This window comes from Vibrio hepatarius (assembly GCF_043642085.1).
In the GTDB taxonomy this organism is placed as follows: domain Bacteria; phylum Pseudomonadota; class Gammaproteobacteria; order Enterobacterales; family Vibrionaceae; genus Vibrio; species Vibrio hepatarius_C.
Genome location: NZ_JBHZSA010000002.1, coordinates 309740 through 330023 on the forward strand (window position 1 = coordinate 309740; position 20284 = coordinate 330023).

Below are 20284 nucleotides of genomic sequence, written 5' to 3' on the forward strand. Positions count from 1 at the left end.
AGTATGTCCTTTACATTCTGTAGGCTGAACTCTGTAGAGTTTCTTAGAATTTATATTTGTGACGCGTTTGTTAATTGGAGGTGAATTTACCTCTTTATTTTTTGTGGATATAGGGAAATAATGAAAATAATTAGTTCCAAAAGTGACATAATCAATGCGTGCAGATGACCTAATACTATTTTCTCAAGTGGTTGAAATGGGCAGCTTCAGTAAGGTAGCTGAAGCAAATAGCCTTACAAATTCGGTAGTTAGCAAAAGAATTGCCAGACTCGAAGAGGAGATAGGTGTTCAGCTATTATATCGAACAACGCGTAAATTGACGCTGACCGAGGCAGGTAAGGCGCTCACCCAAGGCGCCAAAACTGTGAAGCAAGCCACTCAGGAGGCTATGGATGCAGTTTCAGGTTTTGGTGAAAATGTTAGCGGTCATATCAAAATGTCCGTCCCTTCCATTTCCGGCGATTTGATCCTTGCCGACGCAGTCGCGGAGTTTTGTAACCTTCATCCCGGTTTGTCAGTCGATATGTCGCTCGATAACCGCTTTGTTGATTTAGTTGATGGTGGCTATGACTTAGTCATTCGTACTGGTTACCTAGAAGACTCCAGCTTGATTGCTCGACACATACTCGATTCACAGTGGGTGGTGTGTGCGTCGCCTGCCTATATTGCGCGAAACAGCAAACCAAACGAGCCGCAAGATCTAACCTTACACAATTGTCTTCAATATGCTTATCAAACGACGGGGGCAAGTGAATGGGAGTTCAAAGCAGAGCAGGGCAACTATATCGTTAAAGTGTCTGGCTCATTTTCGACTGATAACGCAACCGCGCTTAGAAAGGCCGCGTTGGGTGGACACGGTGTTGCTTACGTGCCGCGTTGTTTGGTCTATCACGACATTCGCAATGGGCAGTTAGTCGATCTGTTTCCAGAACAAGTTGGCAAGCGATTGGGAATATATGCGGTTTACCCATTTACTCGTCAGCCGCCAAACAAAGTAAAGCTACTGATCGAGCATATTCGAACTCGCTATTTAGCTATCTCTCACTACTTCTGATCGTTCTTATGATGAAAAAATGCCGATGCTTCCGTGCATCGGCATTAAGTCGGCGGCCAAACCGAACTTTTTAAGTTTAGGTCAGGTTTACCTATGCTGCTTCGATTTCTTCATCTAAATCGAAGGAAGCGGCAATCAGTTTCTTGGTATAGTCGCTTTGCGGGTTATGGAATATCTCATCAGCGGTGCCTTGTTCCTTCACTTCGCCTTTCTGCATAACCAATACTCGGTCTGACAGCGCTTTCACCACGCTCAGGTCATGACTGATAAATAAGAAGCCAATGTTGTGTTTCTTTTGGATATCTTTGAGTAGGTCGATAACCGTTAACTGAACCGAACGATCGAGTGCCGATGTTGGTTCATCAAGTAAGATGAAAGAAGGCTCTAGGATCAGCGCTCGGGCGATGGCAATACGCTGTCGCTGTCCTCCAGAAAACTCGTGTGGATAACGGTTAATAGAATGCGAGTCGAGTCTTACTTCTTCCAGCGCTTTGCGTGCACGAGCCATGCGTTGTTGGCGCGTTAACTGTGGCTGGTGAACGGTCAGTGCCTCGGTAATAATGTCACCGACCGTCATGCGTGGAGATAGCGAACCATATGGATCTTGGAACACCATTTGAACATCTTTCTTGAGCTCAAAGCGCTGCTTCTCGCTGAGGTTAGCAAGATCTTGCCCTCTAAATTGGATGCGACCTGTCGATGGAAGTAATCCAATAAGCGCGCGTCCAAGGGTCGATTTACCTGAGCCAGACTCTCCAACAATACCTAAGGTCTCACCTTGTTTTAGCTCTAACGAGATCCCTTTAACCGCCTCAAAATATTGACTCTTGCTTGGTAGGAAGTGAGATTTAATAAGGAACTTCACACGGATATCATCAGCTTGAAGTAGAGCAGGGGCATGCTCTGAAATCGGGTCTTTGCTGCCTTTTGGTATCGAGTTGATCAGCATTTGCGTATATTCATGCTGAGGGTTAGCAAATAGCGCGTCGCACTCTCCTTGCTCAACGACATCCCCTTTACACATCACGATGACTCGATCAGCAAGGTGTTTGACTACCCCTAAGTCGTGAGTGATAAATAAGATAGACATGCCCATTTTGGCCTGAATTTCTTTGATCAGGTTAAGCACTTCCGCTTGTACAGTCACGTCTAGCGCAGTTGTTGGCTCATCGGCAATCAATATGTCAGGTTCATTAATTAGCGCCATGGCGATCATAATGCGCTGTAGCTGACCGCCAGAGAACTCGTGTGGATACTTGGTGTAAGCTTGCTGCGGGTTTGGCAAATGAACCAAATCGAACAGCTCCAGCACTTTCGCTTTTGCTTGCGAGCGGGTCACACTGCGATGGCACATAATCGCTTCAGCCACTTGAATACCAACGCGCATAAACGGGTTTAATGACGTCATCGGTTCTTGAAAAATCATTCCGATACGGTCGCCGCGAATCGACTGCATCTCTTTTTCAGGTAGATCAAGCAACGATTTGCTTTCGAATTCAATATGAGATTGAGAGTGAATCAGAGCATTATTGGGTAATAGCTGCATCAACGCATTAGTTGAAACGGACTTGCCGCTGCCTGATTCACCTACGATTGCGAGGGTTTCGCCCTGAAATAGGTCGAAACTGACATCCTTGACTGCGTCGACAATACCATCATTGGTGGTAAAGCTCACCGATAGGTTTTTAACCGATAAAATGGTCGTCTGTGACATGATATTTCCTTATTAATTTATTATGTTCGACTGTTCCATGACAGCGTTGTATTGCTTTAGCGTTGTAAAATAGTGGTGGGCCTTTTGTACACCTTCAAACTCAAGCATCCATTGTGCGCTGCGTTGAGCACTGCAAAACGCACCCATGTGGGTCAATAGGTCTTCGCACTGTTTGTGGATGATGTGCTGCGTCGCATTGACCAAATCGAACGTTTCGATGGAGATAAACTGAAGTTGAGCATAGGTTTGATTGAGCAGATCGAACGCTTGTTGATGCTGTCCCATCTTATTTAGGATTTCAGATTGAGAGACCGCAGCATCACGCAGTCCAGTGACAAGGCAGCCAAACTGACACGGTTTGGTATTTTCGTCCGTTACCGCGTGTTGTAGGTGAGTAGGAAGATGGTTGAGTACTTGGTCATACAGGTAATGAGCTTCCGGCCAATGACCTTGCTCTAATAGTTGTTCTGCTTTGAGGTAGTGTGTCCAGCACTGTTGCAAATCCATATCCATATACTCCGCTAACGAATCATCGCTATATTTAAATGCAATTCATTAACCAATGCAAATGGTTATCATTTAATTGTTAAAATTTGCACGTGAATGGATAAAAAGTAATCACTTAAACCCGAATTGGCTGTAAGTCACTAAAATATAACCAAATCTGGCCTAAACTAGTTCTTATAGAGTATTCAACACAAGGATAGAGTGATGACAATTCAAAGACTTGAAGCCAGTCAGCTATACCTAACAGCTGAACTAGAAAAACTAGAAAGCAAGTCGACAAAAGAGTTACCGCCTATCGACGAAATTGTCGGACAAGAGCGAGCACAAAAAGCTGTCGAGTTTGCTATGTCGATCAAAGAGAAAGGCTACAACATCTATGCGATTGGCCAAAATGGCCTAGGTAAACGGACGATGATCCTCCGTTACCTTAACCGTCATCAACACGATGCCACTGAACTGTTTGATTGGTGCTATGTGGCGAATTTTGAAGATATTCGTACGCCAAGAGTGCTAAAACTGCCGTGTGGTGTAGGCAGCAAACTCAAGCAAGATATCGAAAAGCTGATGTCAAAATTGGTTAACGCAATGCCACTTGCGTTTGATAATGAGCTCTATTTTAGCCGTGCTGATAAGTTAAAAAATCAACTGGCAGCTAAGCAAGAAGCTGAGCTTGCGGTAATCACCAAAGACGCGAAATCTAAAGGGATCAGCTTAACGATTACTACCCAAGGTGATTATCAATTTGTCGCGATGAATGGCGAAGATCTGCATAGCGAAGAGACGTTTGATGAGCTGAGTAAAAAAGAGCAAGAGTACTTTGGCTCCGCGATTGATAACCTTGAAGTTCAGCTTCGAACCATGGTTAGGCAGCTCACTGAATGGGAAGAGACGTATAGCGAGAAGATCAAAAAACTCAATGACGATGTGACGTTAGACGTTATTACCCACTTCATTAAGCAATTGAAGAAGGACTACTCTGGTTACCCAGCGATCAAGACCTATCTTACAGAGCTGCAAGCGGACATTGTCGAAAACGCCGATATTTTCTTGGAGCAAAGTGCTGAGCAAGGTGAAGCAGCAACAGCATCTCTTGATAAGAAGTTGCCGCGCCGCTACAAGGTTAACGTGTTAGTAAGCCGTAAAGATGAAGATTTTCCAATTGTGGTTGAGGAGAATCCAAATTATCACACCCTGTTTGGCTACATTGAAACCGCGACATTCAAAGGCACGGTGTTTACGGATTTCTCATTGATTCGCCCAGGTAGTTTGCACAAAGCCAATGGCGGTGTGCTGCTCATGGATGCACAGAAGGTTCTTGAACAACCTTACGTATGGGATGGGCTTAAGCGAGCGTTAAGAGCGAGACAACTCAGCTTTACCTCGCTGGAAAAAGAACTCACGTTAACGGGGACAGTTTCGCTTGACCCTGAAGCCATACCATTGGATGTGAAAATTATCCTGTTTGGTGATTATCGTACTTATCAACTTCTGCAGCACTATGATCCAGAGTTCAGTGAACTGTTTCGAGTGACAGCAGATTTTGAAGATGAAATGAAGCGTGATGCGGATTCCGAGCTGCAATACGCCAAGTTCATCTCTAGTGTTGTGAATGACAACAACATGCTTCACTGCGATCGTAAGGCCATTGCGCGCATTATTGAGCACAGCTCTCGATTAGCAGGGGATCAGAATAAGATTTCTTTGCACTCTGCGAACATTGCTAACTTACTGCGTGAATCTAATTACGTGGCGAAGCAAGCGAACTCAAATATGATTCGTTGCAGCCATGTGGAAGAAGCGCTAGCCAATCAAGAGATGCGCGTTAGTCGACTGAAAGATAGCGTGATGGAAAGCTTTATCAATGGCACCACCTTGATTCATACAGAAGGTGAAGCGATTGGCCAAGTGAATGCGCTTTCCGTGCTCAGTACAAACGAATACATGTTTGGTGCGCCTAACCGAATTACGGCCACTACTTGTTACGGTGACGGTGAAGTGATCGATATTGAGCGCAGTGTTGATCTCGGCGGCAGTATTCACTCCAAAGGGGTGATGATCCTAAGTGCTTATCTATCATCAGTATTTGGTAAAACAGCCAAGGTTCCGCTGAGTACGACCATTACCTTTGAGCAATCTTATGGTGGCGTGGATGGTGATAGTGCGAGTATGGCGGAGTTCTGTGCAGTAGTGTCTGCCTTTTCAAAGCAGCCAAACCGCCAAGATATTGCGATTACGGGTTCAATGAACCAGTTTGGTGAATCTCAGCCAATCGGTGGGGTGAATGAGAAGATTGAGGGCTTCTTTGATGTGTGTGCTATCAAAGGCCGCAATGAAAACCAAGGGGTGATCATTCCTCGCTCAAACATGCATAACTTGATGCTACGTCCTGATATTGTCAAAGCCGTAGAGAAAGGAGAATTCAATATTTGGGCGATTGATCATGTGACGGAAGCGATTGAACTCTTCACAGGCAAATCTGCTGGTACCCCGAGTGATGAGGGCAGCTACCCGATAGATACCATTTATGGTATTGCGCAGGCAAAACTCAATGCACTAAGAAAATAGCCAGAAACGAAAAGAGCCCCTTAATAGGGGCTCTTTTTTTAAGTGGATTAAAACTCGATGATCTCGTTACCGGAAGCTTGGTTATTGGCGAACGCCTCAATATTTGTCAGGGTGGTTTCTGCAATGTTGCCTAAGGCTTCATTGGTCAAGAACGCTTGGTGACCAGTGAATAGAACGTTATGACAAGCTGATAAGCGGCGGAATACATCATCAACAATGACGTCGTTAGACTTGTCTTGGAAAAATAGCTCCTTTTCGTGCTCATAAACATCCAGGCCAAGTGCGCCAATGCGGCCTTTTTTAAGTGCTTCGACAGCGGCTGCAGAATCCAGTAAACCACCACGGCTGGTGTTGACGATCATTACGCCATCTTTCATCTGGTCGAAGGCAGCTTCATCCAGTAAGTGGTAGTTTTCCTTAAACATTGGGCAGTGCAAGGTAATAATGTCACTTTGCTGGAATAGCTCTTCTTTTGAGCAATATTTTGCGCCCATTTCAGTCGCAATTGGGCTCTCATAAGGGTCATGACAAAGAATGTTCATCCCTAAACCTTTTAGGATGCGCATGGTCGCAATACCAATTTTACCCGTACCGATAACGCCAACGGTTTTGCCGTAGAAGTTGAAACCAACCAAACCCTCAAGGTTAAAGTTTGCATCTCTAGTACGTTGGTAGGCTTTATGGAATCGACGGTTGAGGCTCATCATTAGGCCAACTGTATGCTCGGCTACAGACTCAGGTGAATAGGCCGGGACGCGCACCACTTGGATACCCAGCTGTTTTGCTGTTTCGAGATCAACGCGATCAAAGCCTGCACAACGCATGGCAATAAGCTTTACACCTTGTTCTGACAGAGCTTCTAATACCTCTTTTGATAGGTCGTCATTAACAAAAGCACAGACAACAGGGCAACCGTGGGCCATCTTTGCGGTTTTTTTGTTTAGTTGAAACTCGTGAAAATGGAGATTGAAACCATGAGTTTGGTTAATTTTTGAAAAAGAAACTTCGTCATAAGATTTAGAACTGAATACCGCGACATCTATCATATAAACCTCTCAAAGATTGCGGGGAGAGTAATCCCTTTATTGAATACCTTATTTCAACAAAAATAAACCATGAATTATTAAGGGCTATTTTAGAGCTTGGAATGAGGTAACTGTCTGATCTATATTGAGCGATAATTTTTATTTGGTTGAATGGTTAGTATGGTCAAATTAGCTCCATTGAAAACAGAATTGCTTGAACAAGTGATTCAATTATCGGTCGCCGAACAACAGTTGCCCTATGTAGGTACAATCGATGAAGTGTTAATTAATGCCGACGAACATACTCACCCGCATATAGTGCTTAAACATGATCAAGTGATTGGTATTTTTCTCATTGATATGGTGTATTCACAGTCGTATGAATTCGCAGAAAGCGGAAGTCTAGGCTTTCGAGCATTTTTGATCGATCAACACCAGCAAGGCCAAGGTTATGGCGGGAAAGTTATGGGTCAACTGCGTGGCTATCTTGCTCAGCACTACCCAAATCATCACTCGATTTATCTAACCGTTAACTGCAAGAATACCAATGCATACCAGTGCTACGTCAAAAATGGATTCCATGACACCAATGAATGTTATTTAGGTGGAGCTGCAGGCCCACAGCATATTATGTTGATGAAGTTGCACGCGTAAGGTAAATATCAAACACTTGAGATGACTAATTTATTAGTACCTCTTAAGTGTTACTAATTTCATATCATTGTTACACAAAGCATAAAAATTACTGCTACGTTGAAATTAATAAAAATCTAAATCGATCCTATTTAACCGTTTATTTAATAAGGTTTAGAAGGTCGGTAATTCATTATAATTTTGGCTAGGGTATATAACTATGTTGGTAACGAAACTTAAAGAAGTCTCCATTGCTGCTAGGGCATGGTCAATTCTTGGACTGTTTGCGATCAGTCTGCTTACAAATACTTTCCTTAATATCGATGCATCTCGCCAACACATGCGAGAGAACTATGAACGTGGCGTTGAAACCATGGTTGAAAGTGCATTGGGGGTCGTTAAATATTATCACCAACAGAGCCTAAATGGTGCACTGTCAGAGGATGTGGCTCAAGCCAGAGCATTAGAGACCATAACGGCTATGCGTTTTGATGGTGACAATTATATTTTCGTTGGTGATAGAGAAGGGTATCAGCTTTCAACAGGCGTACTCTCCCTGCTTGGTACCAACATAATGAACTTACAAGACAGTAATGGTCAGTACTTTGTGCAGAAACTTTATCAGACGGCGCAAAGTGGCGGCGGTTTTGTCGATTACTACTGGCGAAATCCAGACAAAGAAACATTAGATCCTAAAACCAGTTATGCCACGATGTTTGAACCTTGGGGTTGGATGGTCGGCTCTGGTATGAATATGGATGCGTTACAGTCCGTAACTCAGCGCTCAGAACTCAACTCACTCAGCTATGCTGTTGGTATACTATTGGTGCTGTCGATTGTGGTCGGGTATTTTATCAAGACGATTACCTCACCGCTTAAACGCACCCTGAAAGCGATGAAAGTACTGGCTCAAGGTGAAGGGGACTTAACCCAAAGGCTGCCAGAAGAGGGCAGTAAAGAGCTGATTTACCTGTCGCGCTATTTCAATCAGTTTGTCGCATCTATCCAGTCTATTATGCTCAATATTAATGATGCGGGATCTCAAGTATCGTCGTCTGCATTGCAGCTATCTAACTCAGTGCATCACATTGATGACAGTTTGAATCAGCAGCAAGCGGATGTTGATATGCTAGCAACGGCGATGACAGAAATGCTCGCAACCGTTGAAGAGGTGGCAGGACGAACCACTGAAGCGAACGATGCCAGCTGTCTCGCGGCGAAAGAGACGCAAAACAGCCGTAATATCATCCAAAAAAATGTCGACGAGGCGAATCAGCTATCTGAACAAATTGGCGCCGCGAGTGAAGCGGTTCAACAGTTGGCAACCGATGCTCGTAATGTTGATACTGTATTAGAGGTGATTCGCGGAGTGGCTGAGCAAACCAACTTGCTGGCGTTAAATGCGGCAATCGAAGCGGCACGTGCGGGTGAGCAAGGCAGAGGGTTTGCTGTCGTTGCTGATGAGGTGCGTACTTTGTCTCAACGCACCCAAGAGTCGACATTAGAAATCCAAAGCATTGTTGAACGACTTCAAGTCGGCGCTGAAAATGTCGTGGTAGTGATGAATCAAGGAGCCAGTAAAGCTTACCAAGCGGCAGAGTTATCTAACCAAGCGGGAGAAACGCTGACGCAAATTGACCAGGAAGTACGCACCATTCAAGAGATGGCTCAGCATATTGCCACGGCCGCCGAGCAGCAAACGGTGACGGTGAATGACATTAACCGTAACGTGGTTAGCTTGAGTGATATGGCTTCGTCTGTGTCTGGTGAATCATCGCAAATGGCCAGTTCAGGGCGAGAGCTAAGATCGGTGTCTGAAAATCTGGTTAGCATGATACGTAAGTTCAAGTTGGCCTAGGACATTCAAGAAGCAATCTAATTGGAATCCGTTATGCGGCTAGTGTTAGAATCGCACAAATTTTCCAATAGATTGCTTCATGAGACACCTAAAAACCACTGTACACCCAGACCTTCAACACCTAGACGATAAGGTTATTTTTAAGCGTAATGCGGCGCGTGCGATTGTCGTCGATGGCGAAGATATCTTGTTGCTCTATACTGAGCGCTACCATGACTACACCATACCTGGCGGTGGTTTAGACGATGGTGAAGACATGATTGCTGGTATGGTGCGTGAATTGGAAGAAGAAACAGGTGCTAAGAATATTCATGGCATTAAACCATTTGGGATCTTCGAAGAGTTCCGCCCATGGTACAAAGATGATGCGGACGTGATGCACATGATCTCTTACTGCTATACATGCAAAATCGATCGTGAGTTAGGTGAAACTAACTATGAAGATTATGAAATTAAAAACGGCATGAAAGCGGTTTGGATGAATATCCACGAAGCGATAGCGCACAATGAGCAAACCATCGCTAAGAGCGAAAAGAAAGGTATGAGCATTGAGCGCGAAACCTATCTATTGCACTTGATTGCCAAAGAAATGATTTAAAAGAAGCCAGCGAATTCGCTGGCTTTGTTATTTAATCAGGCGCACAACATTGTTGGCATTTGGAAAGTAGACACTGAACTCATGTTGGTCGGTGATCTTAGAGCGGTCTCTGGCAAAATCTAAATGCTCATCAGCTAAGCAAAGCAGTTGTTCTATTGGTGTGTTTTGCTCAGGATCATAGGCGACAGCGCCAAACCTCAACGTTGCAGGGATATCAATGTTGCGCTCAAAGTTTTCAATGATGCGTTCGCAGATTACTCGCGCTTCATCGTTACAGGTGTCAGGCATGATGAGGAAGAAGTTATCATCTTCACCACGAGCCAATAGGTCGGACTTTCGGATGAACTCTTGAGTTGCTGAAGCAAATGTTTGTAATACGTGATTGCCAGTCGAGTAGCCATGTTGCTGATTGATTTTATCCAACTCTTTGACATTAACTTTAACCAACAGCGCTGAAGATTGCGTTCGTTGGCAGTGAGCGACAATTCGATCGACTTCATCAACAAAGGTTGAATAAGTATAAAGATCGGTCAGGCTGTCCTTAACTTCCATCAAGGCTGCGTAACGTTTGACGTCTTCGAGTTCTTTGTGATGTAAACAGTCGATAACCAGCACGATATCTAACTGGAGGCGTCGATTGAGAATGTCGATAGCGGAAGGACACTGAACGTAATCGCGGTATCGGCTGAGGATTAAACGCTTAAACTCAAAGGCAATGATCGAATATAGACTGAGGGTGACGTGTTGGTTGGCAAGCTTAAGCGCGTAGTCTGAAATACTATTTATATAGTTCTGATCCAGCTTCTGATTGAACAGAATATCAAAATACTGCTCCATCGCTTGATGAACGGCAAAGTGACCAATAACTTGGCTAATGGTGTCATTGTTATCAAAATGACGCAGTAAGTCTGGATATATCTCTGAGCGCAACTGCTGCTCGACGTTATAAGGCAGCTTCGACTTCCACTGATGATGCGTATCACTACTCAAAGAGAGCATAATTAGTCGCTCATTTAGCTCAATCTGACCAAATTCAAACAACCCGTTCGATTGAATCATATCAATATCCATTTGAATTATAATGAGCTCAGCATAGCATTCCGTTAATGAGGTGTAAATCTGGCTAAATTGTCGCCGTGTGCATAAGCGTTGGCTAATTTGCTTCACAGAAACTGCTAAGGGCTTCTATACTTTCCCAAGTAATTGAATTATTAATATATTAATTATCATATATTATACGATTGTACGGAAACGACTGAGGGATTAGGGTATGAAAATGTGGCGACAGATTGCTTTTGGTGGGCTAGTTGCTTCAACGGCGACGTTTGGTTCTTATGCCGCTGTGGTTGAGACAACGACGCTAGTGGGGTTTGGGGAAGCCAAATACGCCGAAGGATTCACCCACTTTGATTATGTTAACCCTGATGCACCCAAGTACGGCAAAGTCACCTATGGCCGAGTCGGTACCTACGATAACTTCAACCGATTTGCCTCACGAGGTGTCGCGGCTGCGGCGACTGGCGAACTCTACGACACTCTAATGTTCTCTCCAAGCGATGAAATCGACGCTTACTACCCAATGATCGCAGAGCGTGTCCGCTACTCAGATGACTTTTCTTGGCTGGAGCTTGATATCAACCCTAAAGCTCGTTTCCACGATGGTAAGCCAATTACCGCTCATGACGTCGCCTTTACGTTTGAAAAGTTTATGTCTGAAGGGGTGCCTCAATACCGCGTTTATTATCAAGACATCAAATCAGTCACAGCCAAAGATGACCTAACGGTTCGTATCGATATGGTTACGCCAAATCGCGAAAAAATGTTCAGTTTTGCTCAAGGCACTCGTGTGTTACCTAAGCATTTTTGGCAAGACAAAAGTTTATCTGAGCCTTTATCAACCCCACCAGTTGGCAGCTCAGCGTATAAGATCACCGATTATAAATCTGGTCAGAGCCTTACTTACTCGTTAGTTGAGGATTATTGGGCAGCGGATTTACCCGTCAATGTGGGTCGTAATAACTTCAAACAGGTTCAGTACGATTACTATCGTGATGACACTGTGATGCTCGAAGCCTTCAAAGCGGGTGAGTTTGACTTCCGCTTAGAAAACTCGGCTAAGTTTTGGGCCAACTCTTATACTGGCGTGAATTTCGACAAAGGGTATATTTCCAAATCTGAGATACCTCATCAGAAGCCAGAGAATACTCAAGCCTTTGTATTTAATACCAAGCGAGCCATGTTCAACGACCCTAACGTCCGTGAGGCGCTGACTTATGCGATGGACTTTGAGTGGATGAACAAGAACATGTTCTACGGCCAATACAATCGTACGCGTAGCTACTTCCAAAACACAGATTACGAAGCGAAAGGTACGCCGTCAGCCGCTGAACAAAAGGTGTTGGAACCGTTTAAAGAACAATTACCACCTCGTCTTTACTCTGAGGAATATCAGCCGCCAGTGACCGATGGTTCTGGTCGAATCCGATCTCAAATGCGTTCAGCGTTTAAGCTGCTCAAAGAGGCGGGATGGGAGCTCAAAAACAAAGTCATGACGAATGTGGAGACAGGTGAGCCCCTCGCGTTTGAACTGCTGATATACAGTCCAACGACGGAGCGAATTGCGATTCCAGTACAGAAAAACCTAAGTCGTATGGGTATTGATATGAAAATCCGTACGGTAGATACCACTCAATACATCAAGCGCTTAAGAGACCGAGACTTTGATATGGTGTCGTCGGCTTACAGCGCGAACCCATACCCAAGTCCAAACCTGATGATTGCTTGGAACTCGAACTATTTAGACTCCACTTATAACACCGCTGGAGTCACTGATCCTGTGGTGGATTTTTTAACCATGGAGATTTCCAAGAAGCAACAAGACCCAGAAGCGCTACTGACATTAGGACGTGCCCTAGACCGCGTGCTTCAGTGGAATTTCTACATCATCCCTCAATGGCATGTCGGTGAGTATCGTGTTGCTATGTGGGATAAATTCGAGCGACCAGACATCTTACCTAAGTACGATCTTGGCTTAGATACTTGGTGGGTTTCAAAAGATAAAGCCCAAGCGCTTCCTGAAAAACGTCGTTAAAGAGGGTACATGGCTGCTTATATATTTCGACGTTTGTTACTGGTGATCCCCACGCTGTGGGCGATCATCACTATCAACTTCTTCATTATTCAAATTGCACCAGGTGGGCCAGTAGAGCAGGCGATTGCTCAACTTGAAGGTCATACATCAGGCATCATGGAGCGCTTTGCTGGTGGTGGGAGTGAAGTCAACCTAAGCACAGGTGATGAAGCCGATGCCTCTGGTTATAAAGGTTCACGAGGCTTGGATCCAGAAGTGGTTGAAGCGATCAAAAAGCAGTTTGGTTTTGATAAACCAATGCATGAGCGTTACTTCGACATGCTGAAAAACTACGCCACGTTTAACTTTGGTGAAAGCCTGTTTAAAGGCGGCAATGTCATTGACTTGATTGTCGAGCGTTTGCCGGTGTCCATTTCTTTAGGCTTGTGGAGTACCTTAATCATCTACCTAATTTCGATTCCACTTGGCGTGTTAAAGGCGATTCACCATGGCAGCCGATTTGATATTTGGTCGAGCGCTGTCGTCATTGTTGGCTACGCGATTCCCGGTTTTCTATTCGCTATTATCCTGATCATTCTTTTCGCTAGTGGTAACTACTTTAGCTGGTTCCCTCTACGTGGCTTGGTATCAAGTAACTTCGAACAGCTCACTTGGTACGAACAAATCATTGATTACTTTTGGCACTTAGCGCTGCCTATCTTTGCGATGGTGATTGGTGGCTTTGCAACGCTGAGTATGCTGACGAAAAACTCATTCCTAGATGAAATTAATAAGCAATATGTCGTGACCGCAAGGGCAAAAGGCCTTAATGAACGCGATATCCTCTACAAACACGTATTTCGTAATGCGATGCTAATCATTATTGCCGGGTTTCCTGCGGCGTTTATCAGCATCTTCTTTACTGGTTCGATGCTAATTGAAGTGATGTTCTCTCTGGAGGGCATTGGTTTACTTGGTTTTGAGTCGACGATTCAACGTGACTATCCCGTGGTGTTTAGCTCTTTGTATATCATGACTTTATTGGGACTGATTCTAAGCATTATCTCTGACCTTACCTATACATGGGTCGACCCTAGAATTGATTTTGAGGCGCGTTGATGCTGAAGAAAAAAACACCAAATCCATTAAATGAAGCTAGGTGGCTAAGGTTTAAAGCCAATCGACGTGGGTTCTGGTCATTGTGGATTTTCATGACTCTATTTGTGCTGAGCTTGTTTGCAGAAATCATCGCTAACGATAAGCCGCTATTAGTGGAATACGAGAGCCAATGGTATTACCCAATCATCAATCAATATGCAGAAACCGAGTTTGGTGGCGAGTTCGAAACTGAGGCTGACTATACCGACCCTTATGTCATCGAGCTTATCGAAGAGCAAGGCTACATCATTTGGCCGCTTATTCGTTTTAGCTACGACACGATCAACTTCAATATCAACGGCTCAGTCCCGTCAGCCCCTGACAGTGTGAACTGGCTCGGGACAGACGACAAAGGGCGCGATGTCTTAGCAAGAATCATCTATGGCTTTAGAATTTCAGTGCTGTTCGGCTTTGTCCTGACTATAGTTTCCAGTGTGATTGGGGTTGCGGTGGGCGCGACTCAAGGCTACTACGGAGGTTGGTTAGATCTCTTTGGTCAACGCTTTATTGAAGTATGGTCGGGTATGCCAACGCTGTTCCTACTGATTATCCTGTCGAGTTTTGTTGAGCCTAACTTCTGGTGGCTGCTCGGCATCATGGTGGCATTTAGCTGGATGAGTTTGGTCGGGATTGTCCGCGCCGAGTTCCTACGCTGTCGAAATTTCGATTATGTTCGTGCCGCGCAGGCTATGGGCGTGTCTGACAAACGTATTATGCTGCGTCATATGTTGCCAAATGCGATGGTTGCTTCATTGACCATGATGCCATTTATCCTCTCAGGTTCGGTGACGACACTGACGTCTCTTGATTTCCTTGGCTTCGGTTTGCCAGCAGGCTCTCCTTCATTAGGTGAACTCCTTGCGCAAGGTAAGTCAAACTTACAAGCTCCGTGGCTTGGCTTTTCTGCGTTTTTTGTTTTATCTGTCATGCTGACATTGTTGGTATTTGTCGGTGAAGCGGTACGTGACGCGTTTGATCCCCATCACCAAGGACGATAAGCATGGCTGAAACAGTATTATCAATTAATGGGCTTTCGGTTGGATTTGGCCGAAAAAATGACGTTGAGGCGGTTACTCACGATGTATCACTGTCGATTAAGAAAGGTGAAACGCTCGCTTTAGTGGGAGAGAGTGGCTCTGGCAAGTCAGTCACGGCAAACTCCATTTTAAAACTATTGCCTAAAGGGTCAGCGCACTACTTATCAGGATCGATAGATTTTGATGGTGTCGATATGCTGAGCTGTTCAGAACGCGAGCTAAGAGGCATTCGTGGTGGGCGAATCGGTATGATTTTCCAAGAGCCGATGGTGTCATTAAATCCTCTACATAAGATTGGTAAGCAACTTGTCGAAACGCTCGCAATTCATAGAGGAATGAGACAAAAAGCGGCAGAGCAGCTTGCTGTCGAGTGGTTAGCTAAAGTAGGGATCCGCTATCCAGAACAGAAGGTGAGTGCCTATCCACATGAGTTATCGGGCGGAGAGCGACAGCGTGTCATGATTGCTATGGCGTTGATCAATGAACCTGAACTCCTTATTGCCGATGAACCAACTACAGCATTGGACGTATCGGTTCAGGCGCAGATATTGGATCTGCTCAAAGAGCTGCAGCAAGAGTTAGGCATGGCAATGTTGTTTATCACTCATGACCTTAGTATCGTTAGGCGCATTGCTGATACGGTTGCGGTCATGCAGCATGGCCGATTAGTTGAAACAGGAGCTTGTCATAACGTATTCACTGCGCCGACGCACCATTATACCAAACAGCTAATCAACTCAGACCCGAAAGGCTTACCTGTTCCAGTCAGTCAAGACGCGCATCCACTGTTAGAAGTGAGCCAGCTTAGAGTTTGGTTTCCCATTACTGGGGGGATCTTCAAGCGTGTGGTAGCGCATGTTAAAGCCGTGACCGATATGGCTTTTACATTGAAAGAAGGTCATTCAATAGGGTTGGTTGGAGAGAGTGGCTCTGGTAAGTCGACTACCGGAATGGCGATACTCAAATTACTTAAATCTGAAGGTTCTGTCGCCTACAAGGGTGTTGAGCTACAAGGTTTAGACAGAAAAGCCATGCTGCCTTATCGAAGTAAGATGCAGGTTGTTTTCCAAGACCCGTTCTCAGCATTAAATCCGCGCATGTCAGTAGCCCAAGTGATTGGTGAGGGTCTTAGAGTTCATCAGGAAATTGATGACGACGAAATCGACCAGCGCATTTGTGAAGTGATGACGGAAGTCGATTTGGATCCAGAGACACGTCATCGTTATCCCAACGAGTTTTCTGGTGGTCAACGACAAAGAATTGCTATTGCGCGTGCACTGATCTTAAAGCCTGAGTTTATTCTTCTTGATGAACCAACGTCTTCATTGGATAGAACAGTGCAAGCACAAGTGCTCGATTTACTCAAATCATTACAAGAAAAGTACAAGCTAACGTACCTCTTTATCAGTCATGATTTAAGTGTGGTGAAGTCATTATGTCACTACACGATAGTGATGAAACAAGGTGAGATTGTAGAGCAGGGCGATACGTTGCAGCTCTTCACCCAGCCTCAGCAAGCCTATACACGTCAATTGGTCGACCTATCCATGGTCTAGCCAATATTGTCATTAAGGTATTAAAAAAGCTGCCTGAGATAGGCAGCTTTTTTGTATTACATAATCACGCTTGATGTGCTTGACCAAATGTGTTCGAACTCTTTACTAATATCAAACTCATTGAGGTGAGCGACATGGAAGTTGAGTAGGTCTAAGTCGTATGAAGGTGCAGTATAAACGCTGCCGCTATCAATGGCTGCAACAACACGGTCTGCTTGATTACGAGTGTAGCTATCAGGATCGTTCAAGCGAGTTTGGCGTTCAAGCTGTTTACGAACTTGGCTAACAACCATTTCGTATTCTGTTTGGGTAAAGCCTGAAGCGAGAGCGCGTTTAATCTCTGACTTAACCACTTTTTCCACTTCAGTTTTGTTTGTTTCTTCAAGATTTGCCACGCGTACCTGAGACAGCAGACGATGATCAAATAGAACTTGGTTATCTACGTCTACTTGAGCTTGTAGGTGTTGCTCGCTTAGTGCGTCTTGGATGCGCTGTTCTAGCATTTTGTTAGCAAGTGTTGTCATCAGAAGTTCTTTGCGATGAAGTTTACTGTCTGCTTCATCGTTAAATGTACTCAAAGAACTAATAGTAATTGGGCTTGCTTCTTCTACTTGGCTGATAAGTTCAAGCTGCGGGGTAGAGTGTACAGATTGCTCTTGATTGGTTGGTTTCCAGAATGAGAACTGACGTTCAATCGACTTAATAGCCGATTTTTTCTTAATACCACCAACCACAACAATCGATACTTGCTTTGGTGTAAAGTAAGTCTGCTTAAACTCTTTTATTGACTCTAATGGCGTTTGGCTTAATGACTGCTCGTCTAGAGGAGCTAGCGCCTGAGTTAATGTGTCTAGGTGGCGCTGACTAATTAATTCATCGATGTCATTGAGAGAACCTTGTGCTGACTCCAATAACTGGTCTGCGTTTGGTTGTTTAACTTCTTTGATTAGACCTGCATAAAGCGCCTCAAGTGCATTCTCGATGTCAGTATTTGTCGCTGATGCAAAATCAATATCAAAGACAGTTTGCTGGTAGTCAGTTGATACGTGCCAGTTAGTACCTTGAATGGTATCTAAAGCCACAATACGTGCAGTTGGAAAGTGGTTGTTTTCTTGTGCAACACCTGCATTAACACGCACACGGATTGATACTTCATCGGAGCTACGAGTCGTAGGAAGAACAACGTATCTTAAGCCATTGTCCAAACGGTCAACAGTGGTCGATTTAGGCATGTGAATGTCAGTGCTAGGGTACCAAAGTGACGCATTGCTATAAGCAAATGCCGTCGATGACACAAGAGCAGTGCAGGCGAACAGAGTACTTAGAATTTGGCGGTATTGAATAGACACTTTCTTCTCCGGAGCAAGGTTAATCTCTCCTTGTTCAAAGCCTAAGTTATTGATTTTAGACTTTAGTATCTATCCTTGATACAGCACACGTAATACGTGAAGCATGAACATGCTTTTATAAATTTGTGCGAATTCTCTACAACTTTGGTTTATTAGTCAAATGGAAATATGATCTTGGTGAATGTGTCTTAAATTTGAGATGCGTACAATTAGACTTTGGTGTAGTGACTAGCGCTAGCTAGAGAAAGGGGTTTTGAAAACCAATAGCCTTGTAGGTAAGAAGCGCCCATATCAGTAAAGACGCGCTGCATGGCGGCATCTTCAATACCTTCAATGACGATATCGATGCCGTATGAATTACATAAATTAGTAATAAATGAGAGGTATTCGAATGTCACCGGGTTTTCAAGTGAACGCCAAGCGATCGACTTATCGATTTTAATCTGTGAAAGAGGGAGATCGAAGAAACTGTTCAGTGAGCTATAACCGGCACCAAAGTCATCAAGAGAAAGCTGAAACCCTAAATCTTTGAGGACGTTTAATTGAGTAATAGCGCTCTTGTTATCATCTAGGCTGATTGTTTCGGTAAGCTCAAGAACAATAGAGGAGCTCTTAATGCCGTGTTGGTTAGCAAGACGCATTAATTCTTGGGGGAATTGTTGGCTGAGTAACTGGAGTACAGACACATTAACGTTCACACGTACATCACCGGTATGCGTTAATTGATACTGCTTAATGAACTGGCAAGCTTTATCAAAAACAAAATAGCCCAACTCACTGATCAAGCCATTTTTCTCCGCGACAGAGATAAATTCATCCGGATAAAGTTCTCCGAGCTCGTCACTTTTCCATCGAACGAGACTTTCAAAGCTCGCAATACGTTGAGATTGAGAGCAAATGATAGGTTGGAATTTAACCGAAAGTTTGCCGCTATTAAGCGCATTCGCCAGTTCTTGCTCAATAAAAAAGTATCGATCTACTTTAGCTTTGGTTGAACCAGCATAAACACGAATAGAGCTCTCTTGCTGTGTATTGGCAAATTGGCTGGTCTGCGCGGCAATTTTTACCACTTCACCTGTGCTGCCATGACGAGAAATATCTGGGTAAATGCCGACACTGATGTCAGTTGTAAACATAAGATCAAGGGCTTTGAGCGACTCCTGATAGGCGGAGTGTAAGCGAAGAGCAAGCTCTTTTAAGCCTGCCTCATCGTATTGACCGTAGAGAAGAATCGCGAAGTCATTAGACTGAATTCGATAAAAATCAACAAATTGGTCGGGAAAGCGATTCAAAGTATTAGCAAGATGGGAAAGCATGTTACGCACGATTTGTGAACCGTAGACGACCTGATATGAGCGCGGGTTATCCAGTTGGATATACATTAAGTGATAGCTTTCATCAGCAGATAGATCGCCTAGATCCATCGCTAGCTTTTGTTCGTTTGATAACCCCGAGGCCCCGTCGCGAAGCGAGGATTGCTGCACATAGGTTTCCATCAGCTTACGGTCGGAAATATCTTTATGACAGCCAATCATAAACCGTTTGCCATTAACCGTTTTGGTTATCGCCGTGCCTTCAAGCCAAACGTACTGCCCATTTTTAGAGCGGATACGATATTGAGTAGTGACTCTCGATTCGTTGTCTTGAATATGATCACCGACCTCGTCGCGTAAAGAGTCTCGGTCAAGTGGATGAACTAAATCGAGCCAATCTTGTAAGCAGGTATGGCCTGATTGAATGCCAAACTTAGAATAGAAAGAGGGGTTATATAAACAGACATGTTCGGTATCAGCCATATAGAAAATACCGTCATTCATCACATCAACCATGTGACAAAATTGGTTATCCATTAGGTCATCAAGTTGAGCGCCTGTGAGACCGATAGGCAGCTCGGCGTTTTCATCATTGCGATCGACACTCAATTCAGAGACAAGTGTTATCTTTGGTCGAGGTTGAATGCTTTTGATGGGTTGCGACATTGACGAGCGTTTACCTATTTAAACAAGAAAGTGATGTTACAAATCTATAGTTAGAGTAATACATGAAATATTTATGAATTCCTATCAAATTGATACTAATCTTGGCTATATGATTAAAAAATATTAACTGGAGCTCACTGGTTGAGCGAAACAGTTGAAATTTAATTAAACGATCGTATCG

The 20284-nt window shown here is 44.2% G+C and carries 15 protein-coding genes; 9 read left to right on the forward strand and 6 right to left on the reverse strand.

What is annotated here, in order from left to right:
- Positions 1 to 154 precede the first annotated feature (154 nt).
- Complete coding sequence (locus ACHUFZ_RS04505) at positions 155 to 1054, forward strand: LysR family transcriptional regulator (protein WP_394126078.1); 900 nt, start codon at positions 155 to 157, stop codon at positions 1052 to 1054.
- Between the two features lie 91 nt (positions 1055 to 1145).
- Here the strand turns inward: ACHUFZ_RS04505 and ACHUFZ_RS04510 are convergent, their stop codons facing one another.
- Complete coding sequence (locus ACHUFZ_RS04510) at positions 1146 to 2768, reverse strand: ABC transporter ATP-binding protein (protein ID WP_134834491.1); 1623 nt, start codon at positions 2766 to 2768, stop codon at positions 1146 to 1148.
- Between the two features lie 12 nt (positions 2769 to 2780).
- Positions 2781 to 3275: a hypothetical protein gene (locus ACHUFZ_RS04515; RefSeq protein WP_134834490.1), complete on the reverse strand. Its 495-nt coding sequence runs from the start codon at positions 3273 to 3275 to the stop codon at positions 2781 to 2783.
- Positions 3276 to 3479: 204 nt separating this feature from the next.
- Between ACHUFZ_RS04515 and ACHUFZ_RS04520 the strand changes: the two genes are divergently transcribed.
- Positions 3480 to 5840 carry an AAA family ATPase gene (locus ACHUFZ_RS04520; protein ID WP_394126079.1) on the forward strand — a complete coding sequence of 787 codons (2361 nt, stop codon included), beginning with the start codon at positions 3480 to 3482 and terminating at the stop codon, positions 5838 to 5840.
- 47 nt (positions 5841 to 5887) lie between these two features.
- On the opposite strand, the gene ACHUFZ_RS04525 is transcribed toward ACHUFZ_RS04520, so the two are convergent.
- Positions 5888 to 6886 carry a 2-hydroxyacid dehydrogenase gene (locus ACHUFZ_RS04525; RefSeq protein ID WP_394126080.1) on the reverse strand — a complete coding sequence of 333 codons (999 nt, stop codon included), beginning with the start codon at positions 6884 to 6886 and terminating at the stop codon, positions 5888 to 5890.
- A gap of 159 nt (positions 6887 to 7045) precedes the next feature.
- On the opposite strand from ACHUFZ_RS04525, the gene ACHUFZ_RS04530 reads away from it, so the two are divergent.
- The 3 genes from ACHUFZ_RS04530 to ACHUFZ_RS04540 all read left to right on the forward strand — a co-directional run bounded on the left by ACHUFZ_RS04530 (position 7046) and on the right by ACHUFZ_RS04540 (position 9954).
- Positions 7046 to 7519 carry a GNAT family N-acetyltransferase gene (locus ACHUFZ_RS04530; protein WP_394126081.1) on the forward strand — a complete coding sequence of 158 codons (474 nt, stop codon included), beginning with the start codon at positions 7046 to 7048 and terminating at the stop codon, positions 7517 to 7519.
- 199 nt (positions 7520 to 7718) lie between these two features.
- Positions 7719 to 9356, forward strand: a complete 1638-nt coding sequence (locus ACHUFZ_RS04535; protein ID WP_394126082.1) for a methyl-accepting chemotaxis protein — start codon at positions 7719 to 7721, stop codon at positions 9354 to 9356.
- Positions 9357 to 9435: 79 nt separating this feature from the next.
- Positions 9436 to 9954 (forward strand): NUDIX hydrolase, encoded by a 519-nt coding sequence (locus tag ACHUFZ_RS04540; RefSeq protein ID WP_004411569.1) that lies wholly within the window; start codon positions 9436 to 9438, stop codon positions 9952 to 9954.
- 27 nt (positions 9955 to 9981) lie between these two features.
- On the opposite strand, the gene ACHUFZ_RS04545 is transcribed toward ACHUFZ_RS04540, so the two are convergent.
- Complete coding sequence (locus ACHUFZ_RS04545) at positions 9982 to 11013, reverse strand: GGDEF domain-containing protein (protein WP_394126083.1); 1032 nt, start codon at positions 11011 to 11013, stop codon at positions 9982 to 9984.
- A 211-nt stretch (positions 11014 to 11224) separates the two neighbouring features.
- On the opposite strand from ACHUFZ_RS04545, the gene ACHUFZ_RS04550 reads away from it, so the two are divergent.
- From ACHUFZ_RS04550 to yejF, 4 genes are read left to right on the forward strand one after another with little or no spacing between them, the layout of a single operon-like run.
- Positions 11225 to 13045 (forward strand): extracellular solute-binding protein, encoded by a 1821-nt coding sequence (locus tag ACHUFZ_RS04550; RefSeq protein ID WP_394126084.1) that lies wholly within the window; start codon positions 11225 to 11227, stop codon positions 13043 to 13045.
- Positions 13046 to 13054: 9 nt separating this feature from the next.
- Positions 13055 to 14143 (forward strand): microcin C ABC transporter permease YejB, encoded by a 1089-nt coding sequence (locus ACHUFZ_RS04555; protein ID WP_394126085.1) that lies wholly within the window; start codon positions 13055 to 13057, stop codon positions 14141 to 14143.
- On the forward strand, positions 14143 to 15180 hold the full coding sequence (locus ACHUFZ_RS04560; RefSeq protein WP_394126086.1) for an ABC transporter permease: 1038 nt from the start codon (positions 14143 to 14145) through the stop codon (positions 15178 to 15180). Before ACHUFZ_RS04555 ends, ACHUFZ_RS04560 begins: the two co-directional genes overlap by 1 nt.
- Positions 15181 to 15182: 2 nt before the next feature.
- A complete protein-coding gene (gene yejF, locus ACHUFZ_RS04565; RefSeq protein ID WP_394126087.1) occupies positions 15183 to 16775 on the forward strand; it encodes a microcin C ABC transporter ATP-binding protein YejF in 1593 nt (530 codons plus the stop codon).
- A 56-nt stretch (positions 16776 to 16831) separates the two neighbouring features.
- Here yejF and ACHUFZ_RS04570 read toward each other — a convergent pair whose 3' ends face one another.
- Positions 16832 to 18124, reverse strand: coding sequence for an insulinase family protein (locus tag ACHUFZ_RS04570; protein WP_394126088.1), 1293 nt, complete (start codon positions 18122 to 18124; stop codon positions 16832 to 16834).
- A 209-nt stretch (positions 18125 to 18333) separates the two neighbouring features.
- Positions 18334 to 20103 carry an EAL domain-containing protein gene (locus ACHUFZ_RS04575; RefSeq protein WP_394126089.1) on the reverse strand — a complete coding sequence of 590 codons (1770 nt, stop codon included), beginning with the start codon at positions 20101 to 20103 and terminating at the stop codon, positions 18334 to 18336.
- Between the last annotated feature and the right edge of the window lie 181 nt (positions 20104 to 20284).

What these genes read in the sequence shown, in the direction of transcription:
- ACHUFZ_RS04525 (WP_394126080.1), bottom strand. Translation starts at nt 6,886, where the DNA reads ATGATAGATGTCGCGGTATTCAGTTCTAAATCTTATGACGAAGTTTCT.
- ACHUFZ_RS04550 (WP_394126084.1), top strand. Translation starts at nt 11,225, where the DNA reads ATGAAAATGTGGCGACAGATTGCTTTTGGTGGGCTAGTTGCTTCAACG.
- ACHUFZ_RS04555 (WP_394126085.1), top strand. Translation starts at nt 13,055, where the DNA reads ATGGCTGCTTATATATTTCGACGTTTGTTACTGGTGATCCCCACGCTG.
- ACHUFZ_RS04530 (WP_394126081.1), top strand. Translation starts at nt 7,046, where the DNA reads ATGGTCAAATTAGCTCCATTGAAAACAGAATTGCTTGAACAAGTGATT.
- ACHUFZ_RS04560 (WP_394126086.1), top strand. Translation starts at nt 14,143, where the DNA reads ATGCTGAAGAAAAAAACACCAAATCCATTAAATGAAGCTAGGTGGCTA.
- yejF (WP_394126087.1), top strand. Translation starts at nt 15,183, where the DNA reads ATGGCTGAAACAGTATTATCAATTAATGGGCTTTCGGTTGGATTTGGC.
- ACHUFZ_RS04505 (WP_394126078.1), top strand. Translation starts at nt 155, where the DNA reads ATGCGTGCAGATGACCTAATACTATTTTCTCAAGTGGTTGAAATGGGC.
- ACHUFZ_RS04540 (WP_004411569.1), top strand. Translation starts at nt 9,436, where the DNA reads ATGAGACACCTAAAAACCACTGTACACCCAGACCTTCAACACCTAGAC.
- ACHUFZ_RS04575 (WP_394126089.1), bottom strand. Translation starts at nt 20,103, where the DNA reads ATGTCGCAACCCATCAAAAGCATTCAACCTCGACCAAAGATAACACTT.
- ACHUFZ_RS04535 (WP_394126082.1), top strand. Translation starts at nt 7,719, where the DNA reads ATGTTGGTAACGAAACTTAAAGAAGTCTCCATTGCTGCTAGGGCATGG.
- ACHUFZ_RS04545 (WP_394126083.1), bottom strand. Translation starts at nt 11,013, where the DNA reads ATGATTCAATCGAACGGGTTGTTTGAATTTGGTCAGATTGAGCTAAAT.
- ACHUFZ_RS04515 (WP_134834490.1), bottom strand. Translation starts at nt 3,275, where the DNA reads ATGGATTTGCAACAGTGCTGGACACACTACCTCAAAGCAGAACAACTA.
- ACHUFZ_RS04520 (WP_394126079.1), top strand. Translation starts at nt 3,480, where the DNA reads ATGACAATTCAAAGACTTGAAGCCAGTCAGCTATACCTAACAGCTGAA.
- ACHUFZ_RS04510 (WP_134834491.1), bottom strand. Translation starts at nt 2,768, where the DNA reads ATGTCACAGACGACCATTTTATCGGTTAAAAACCTATCGGTGAGCTTT.